Source organism: Staphylococcus sp. EG-SA-2, from assembly GCF_017152085.1.
This window is the reverse complement of sequence record NZ_JACYHC010000351.1, coordinates 1-6,874: the sequence shown is the minus strand read 5'-3', so window position 1 is coordinate 6,874 and position 6,874 is coordinate 1. Positions and strand designations below refer to the sequence as shown.

Annotated in this window: 6 protein-coding genes and 1 pseudogene; 1 reads left to right on the top strand and 6 read right to left on the bottom strand. The window is 31.4% G+C overall.

Annotation, left to right across the window (positions count from 1 at the left end):
• Positions 1-1,739, bottom strand: a 1,739-nt coding sequence (locus IDG60_RS03360; RefSeq protein WP_206160493.1) for a diflavin oxidoreductase, incomplete at its 3' end; no start/stop codon positions are given.
• 193 nt (positions 1,740-1,932) lie between these two features.
• Here IDG60_RS03360 and IDG60_RS03355 point away from each other — a divergent pair.
• The gene (locus IDG60_RS03355) at positions 1,933-2,025 is read left to right on the top strand and encodes a hypothetical protein (protein ID WP_010956583.1); all 93 of its coding nucleotides are present in this window, start codon (positions 1,933-1,935) and stop codon (positions 2,023-2,025) included.
• 107 nt (positions 2,026-2,132) lie between these two features.
• Here IDG60_RS03355 and IDG60_RS03350 read toward each other — a convergent pair whose 3' ends face one another.
• The 5 genes and pseudogenes from IDG60_RS03350 to IDG60_RS03330 form a co-directional block, all read right to left on the bottom strand.
• Positions 2,133-2,630: a glutathione peroxidase gene (locus tag IDG60_RS03350; RefSeq protein WP_001065268.1), complete on the bottom strand. Its 498-nt coding sequence runs from the start codon at positions 2,628-2,630 to the stop codon at positions 2,133-2,135.
• 9 nt (positions 2,631-2,639) lie between these two features.
• Complete coding sequence (locus IDG60_RS03345) at positions 2,640-2,900, bottom strand: hypothetical protein (RefSeq protein ID WP_001791974.1); 261 nt, start codon at positions 2,898-2,900, stop codon at positions 2,640-2,642.
• Between the two features lie 381 nt (positions 2,901-3,281).
• Positions 3,282-3,395: pseudogene (locus tag IDG60_RS03340) on the bottom strand (hypothetical protein).
• Positions 3,396-4,053: 658 nt separating this feature from the next.
• Complete coding sequence (locus IDG60_RS03335; protein ID WP_000776754.1) at positions 4,054-6,054, bottom strand: ABC transporter permease; 2,001 nt, start codon at positions 6,052-6,054, stop codon at positions 4,054-4,056.
• Positions 6,051-6,806: an ABC transporter ATP-binding protein gene (locus IDG60_RS03330; protein ID WP_000923760.1), complete on the bottom strand. Its 756-nt coding sequence runs from the start codon at positions 6,804-6,806 to the stop codon at positions 6,051-6,053. The genes IDG60_RS03335 and IDG60_RS03330 overlap by 4 nt, the downstream gene beginning before the upstream one ends.
• Between the last annotated feature and the right edge of the window lie 68 nt (positions 6,807-6,874).

Genomic DNA, 6,874 nt, shown 5'->3' with positions numbered 1-6,874 from the left:
CCACAAATATAGATTGCTGCGCCTTGCTCAATCCATTCATTGAAACGTTCACTTTCTTCCATTATACGATGCTGTACATATTCTTTGTGTTCTTGGTCTCTTGAAAATGCTAAATCTACGCGTGTTAAGTTTCCATTTTCAAGCCATTCTTCTATTTCTTCTTCATATAAAAAGTCAGAACTACGGTGTTGATCACCAAAGAACAACCATGTTTTTCCAGTCATACCAAGTTCTTCACGTTCTTGTAAATATGCTCTAAAAGGAGCAATTCCAGTACCTGGTCCAATCATAATAACCGGTATATCTTGCTTCATCGGAAATTTGAAGTTCGGATTTTTCTTCAAATAAATTGGTACTATATCGCCTGGTTTAATTCGCTCAGCAAAATGAACCGAGCATACACCTTTTCTCTCACGTCCATGTGCTTGATAACGAACCGTACCAACGGTAATATGCACTTCATCTGGCGTTGCCATAAAACTACTAGAAATCGAATACTCTCTTGGTGGTAATTTTCTAAGGATTTGATACATATTCTCAGGTTGTAATTCTATAGTTGGAAAATCTGTTATTAAATCTATAAAGTCCCGATTTATAACATATTCACGCGCCCATGACTCATCTTGAATACGTTCAGATAATTCTTCATTGTCAAAATAGATATCTGCATTTTTCAATAATGGCAATGTTAATTTAGTAAATTCAAAATGTGATGTTAGTGCTTCAACAATAGGAACTGTATCACCACGATCATTAATTGGCACCGGAGATTGCGGATCCCAACCTAACATGGATATTAGTTTTTCAACCAATTCAGGGTCGTTTTGCGGTAATGCTACTATACAATCTCCTGGTTCATATGATTCACTAAAATCATCAAGTAAAAATTCTATATGTCGTGTTTCTTTATTTGAATCGGTACCATTTAAATTGATATTCGCTAAAACTTCTGCTTGGTATGGATTTAATTTAGAATATTTCTTTTCTTTGGCAGACTTAATTGATTCACTTATCACCGATTCACTTTGAATACCTTCTGATGTAGTATCAATCATATTAATGATGTCTGCCATCCACTTTTCTGCGTCTTCTTCATAATCAATATCACAATCTACACGCTTACATATACGCTCAGCGCCTAGATTTTCTAGTAAAGCATCTACATCTTTACCAGCTTGACAGAAAAATTCATATGTTTGATCACCTAAAGCTAGTACTGAATATCTCACATGATTTAAATTAGGTGCGTTATCGTCTTCTAAAAATTCAAAGAAATCCCATGCATTATCAGGCGGTTCTCCTTCACCATGAGTAGACGTAATAATAAATAAATCTTCTAACTGCGCGATGTTTGTCGTATCATATTCATCCATTGACATCAAAACAACTTGATGTCCGATATCACTTAAACGTTCTGAAAAAATTTCAGCTAAACGCATGGCATTACCTGATTCAGAACCATATAGCACTGTAACATGCCGCTGATTAGCTTCGATATGTGGCTCTTTATTTTGTAACATATACGTTGTTGAAGTTGCTTGTTCTTCTGATATTTGTGATTGTTGCCACACTTCTGTCTCTAATTGTTGTTGATTACTATCACTTGTCGTATCGTTACTATTAGCTAGTAAAAAACCACTAAGCCACTGTTGTTGGCTCTCTGTTAATGTTTGCAGCAGATTGTTAATCTCTGTGACTTGTTTTTCTGTAAATGGACTATTAGATGTATTTAATTTCAAATGTTTCACCTCAATAAACTTGAAATAGATGATTGACTCTTTTTTTATCGATAGTTTAGTCAATTTTTTAATATGTATGGTATAAATTAAAACAAACTTGAGTTGTGTCTGATAGTTATACTTGCAAATATTTACAACTTTCATGTTGCTTGAATGACATTATCAGTAATTCAGACAAAACTTTGATTATGTCGTGTCAGTTATTAATGCATACAGTAATGCATCGTTGTTATTTTTTATTTATTTACTATTTATTATGTACCAAATCAGCCTTTCAGTAAAATAGGTCAAATTACTGATTTTCTAAATATAAAATGCCTCCTAATGACATACTATTAGTACATCATTAAGAGGCTCTTGTGTTATTTGCATACTAAGCGCTCAATTTTAAATTTAAGATGAAGATTCTTGCAATAATATTTCTATATTTGTCGATATATCCAATGGATCTTCCATTGGCAAGAATCGATTTACAACATTGCCTTGTCGATCGATTATAAATTTTGTGAAATTCCATTTTATTGGGGACCCAAAGATTCCTGGTTGTTCATTCTTTAAATGCGTAAATAACGGATGTTCATCGTTCCCGTTCACAGATATTTTAGCTAGCACTGGAAATGTAACACCAAATTTCTCACGACTAATTTTCAAGATTTCTTCATTAGAACCTGGTTGTCGATTGTCAAAATTATTATTCGGAAAACTCAACACTACAAACCCACGATCCTTATATTTTTGAAACAAAGTCTCTAGTTTTTTCAATTGTTCGCTATATATACATTCTGTTGCAGTATTAACAACTAAAATCACTTTACCTCTAAATGCTTCTAATTTATAAGTTAAGCCTTTATAATCACTTACTTCGATATCATACACATTTCTATTATTCATAAGACACCCCTACACAGCCTTTTTTATATTGAATATGTTCTTTTTAGAATGTTCTGATAAAATAAGTGCGCGTTTACACCGCGAACATACATTATATAGCGTGATACATTTTTCGAGCACACGATAAATAATGTTCGAGTTTATGTTGTTGCTCAACCTATCCGATTTACCGTCTTTTTTCACCTGTCTTACTTTATTAAAATAATCACATTGTATAGCTGTATTAGTCCAGCTACAATATCTTTCGTTATAACCCCTCATTATAATCATCCTTATTTTCTATTTTTAAAAAGACAATTAGACCGCTCTTTAAACTATAGATTAATACTTAAGTTAAACTCATACATACTGATACCATACGTTAGATCTAACAATTTAAAATTCGTTATAACTATGGATTAAAGAGCTGCCCAACTCATATAATCCTTAAAAACTTCACATGTGATTGTTTATTAAGCCCTCCTTTATCTTATTAAATATCCTTATAACCCTTTTAAAATTAAACTGACACACTCATACATTGTTACACGCGACGATAAACGTCATATTATTGCATATCATTAAAACAAGTCACTTTGTATCGTGTGCGACCGAATACATATTAAATCATCAATAATGATTATTCAATTATTAAAAATAAAAACGAACATTCTATATAGAGTTTCTACTTATTGTTTTTTCAGCATTGTCTACATTACTTAACATTCGTGTTTATAAGTAATATTGACCGCCAATATTTAGACACTTTATAAGTATGCCATTCATCATTTTTAATCATATTATTTTTCTTATTGATATTTCTATTCATATATTTCTGATTGTATATTTAGATATAATAATTTGTTATTGGAAAATATATGAAACAAATTTGACTCATCTTTTTCAATATCTAAATGACACGATGCATGATTTTTGAATTTTGTAATTAACTTCCTTTTAAATTAGACTGAATTGTGACAATTTTCAAACATTTTAATGTGTAAATCATTGGCAAAATATACGAATTGCATTTAAATCGTCAATTTACATATATTTTTGCGTAGTAATCAATCGTTATCATTGTTATTTATCGTTACATTTTTTCGAGTATCAGTATGTATTTCGGGCTTCGTTTGATAACGACATTTCTTTGTGACATCGCTTCATCAGTGTAACAACAAATACAATGATTTCGTGATGTTAGTTACCCATTTTATGTGTTGCATAAAATATGTTGTTATAAAACATTTTAAATCATTTTATATAAACAATCTATATATTTTTGGCATTTCCAAAATATCACTTGTTATATTAAAAACCGACAAGACATTTTATCTTATCGGTTGAAATTTGTTATTGTTATTTGTAATGTTTTTAGGTTTCTTTTTAATATAATATATTTCAGTGAAAATACATGATTGATTGTGATTTCACTGAAACATGGTTAATTGCGTTGTTGATGAATAACTTTAGCATAAATATAGGAAGTTATTTTGTACATCGCCATATATAGAAACGAAATTATAATGACAGCTAGTACGTAACTTGTTAAAAATATATGATGGTTATTAATACCTATCATATTTAGTAACGTATATACAATGTTACTAGAAATTAATGTGTGAATCAGTGCTACTGTTATTGGTATTGCGAACAAGAAAGTCATTTGATTTCGTGTTATCTTTGCTATTCTTCCATTATCTAAACCAAGTTTTTTCATAATGTCATAATTGTGCTGATTTGCATAGGCTTCTGAGACTTGTTTATAGTACATCATTAGAAATATTCCAATGACAAGTACAATTGATACTACGCCACCTACAAATATTAGTCCACCTGTCAAACGATCCCAAACCATTAGCATTTCTGATTTAGAATTTATTGACGCATCGTATTTTTTCGATAGCTTTTGTATTTGTGATGTTGTTAATTTCGTCTTTCCAAATACATTAAAGTTTATCGATATTGTCGAATTCTTTTGTTCATGTGCATAAAATCCTTTTACTTTTTGTAATTGATTGTTATCTTTAACAATTAAAACCATACTATCTTGAATCATCATCAAATTTAACGCATGTGCGTCAAGTTGTTTCACTTTAAAGACTTCATTATTAAGACCGACCTTAGACTGCTTTTTAAAAATAGGTACATTCGTAATCATACCTATACTTTGATTGTCTAAGTGTAATTTGTTTTGGTGATATCGATTATAATCTTGTGCAGTAAAAGCTGTAATCATTACTGATTGTCTTGAAAATATCGCGCCTTCATTACCAATGAAGTCTATTGGAATATCATCACTAGCCTGTTTTAACTTGTAATAAGCACGATTCTTTTCTAAAGAAGCTCTAAATAATGTCGTTTCATATACTTTGAAGTCTTTTGCATTAACCGAACCCTGTATATCACGTTTAATATTCTCAATTGTTTGTTGACGTTCTATTTGTGACTTAGAATTGTCGCTAAATGACAAATCATAATCATTCGTAATCAATTTCGTAATGGTATGATTCATATCACGATAGGTTGTTAATGTCATTGTGAGCGTTACAATCAAAAATGTACACAGCAAAGTGATTGTTGCAAGACTGACTGCATTCATTTTAAGACGTACACGCATCCCAACTACCACAAAAAAATACCGTGGATGATAGTAAACTTTTGATACCTGCTGCAATATACTAATAATTATTTCACTTATACCTACAAAAAATGCATAAGTACCGATAATAACTAATCCTATGACAATCCATATTTTAAAAAAGGCACCAAACGTCGTATCTTGTTGTAATGCAATAAAGTAACCTAAATATAGTGCTGCGCTTCCTATAACAATTAAAACGTAACGCAACCATCGTGATATGACACTAGAATCGGAACGATGTTGATAAGTTATCGGCCGTTGAAAATTAATACTGAACAAGTTGAATATAAGTAGCATGCCCATTAATACAGCAATGATAATCAAAGTAATAAACATCGCTACAGAGTCAAATGGATAATACCTTAACGTCGCAACTTCACTGCCCATTATTTTCTGTATAAACAAGAAAAATATCGCACCAAGTAAGTATCCGCCGGCAATACTAACGACTGAAATTACCACAAATTGTAAGATAGTTTCCATCACTACAATTAAACGCATACTTTTCTTGGTCATGCCCAATGTCATAAAAATGCTAAACTCTTTTCGTCTTTGTGACATCATAAAGTGATTTGCATAGAAAATAAAAATAAAAGTTAAAAGCGCCATAAAAAAATTAGCTATGATAATAAATGGTACTAGGAAGTCATTCTTCTGTTTTATGTAGCTATTTAACCCAATTGACACAAGCGTATATTCAATCATGAATAGTACACTTACCGCTAAAATGAATGGAATGATTACAAGTCGCTGCGTAATAAATTGACGTCGCACTATGTGCCATAACAATCTTAACTTCATATATTGACACTTCCTCCATTCACAAGTGCTAAGCTATCTGTTATTCGTTGTTGAAAAGCTAATTGACTTTCTTCACCACGATATATTTCATGATATAGACGCCCATCTTTAATAAAAATGACTCGCTCTGCATAAGACGCATCGATATTTGAATGAGTTACCATTAAAATTGTCTGTTCCAATTGATGAATCTCTTGAAATAACATCATCAATGCCTTTGACGTTTTTGAATCAAGTGCACCTGTAGGTTCATCGGCTAGTAAAATCGTCGGCTTAGTAACTAATGCACGTGCAATGGCAATGCGTTGCTTCTGACCCCCAGAGATTTCAGAAGGATACTTGTTTAAGAATCCCTCTAAATGTAATTGTACTGCCAACTGATGTACCCTTTGTTCTATATCTTTTCGTTTAGCACCAGCTAAAATTAATGGCATCATTATATTTTCTTTATTCGTCATTGTTGGTAAAAGATTAAAATCTTGAAAAACAAAACCTACCATTTGTTGACGATACAATGCTTTACTTTTATTTTTCATATTATTTAAATGTGCGCCATCCACAATAATGTCACCTTCAGTTAGTCCATCAAAAGAAGCAATTAAATTTAGTAGTGTAGACTTCCCTGACCCAGACTCACCCATAATTGCAACAAATTCACCAGCTCCAACTGATAAATTCATTTGATTAAGTGCTGTCGTAGCATTCAAACCTTTACCATAAACCTTTTTTACATGTTTCACTTCTAGCAACATGGCATGCACCTCATTTCTTTGTTAGTTCTATATTAAAACAAAAAAATACTAATAACATTTAAATTAGT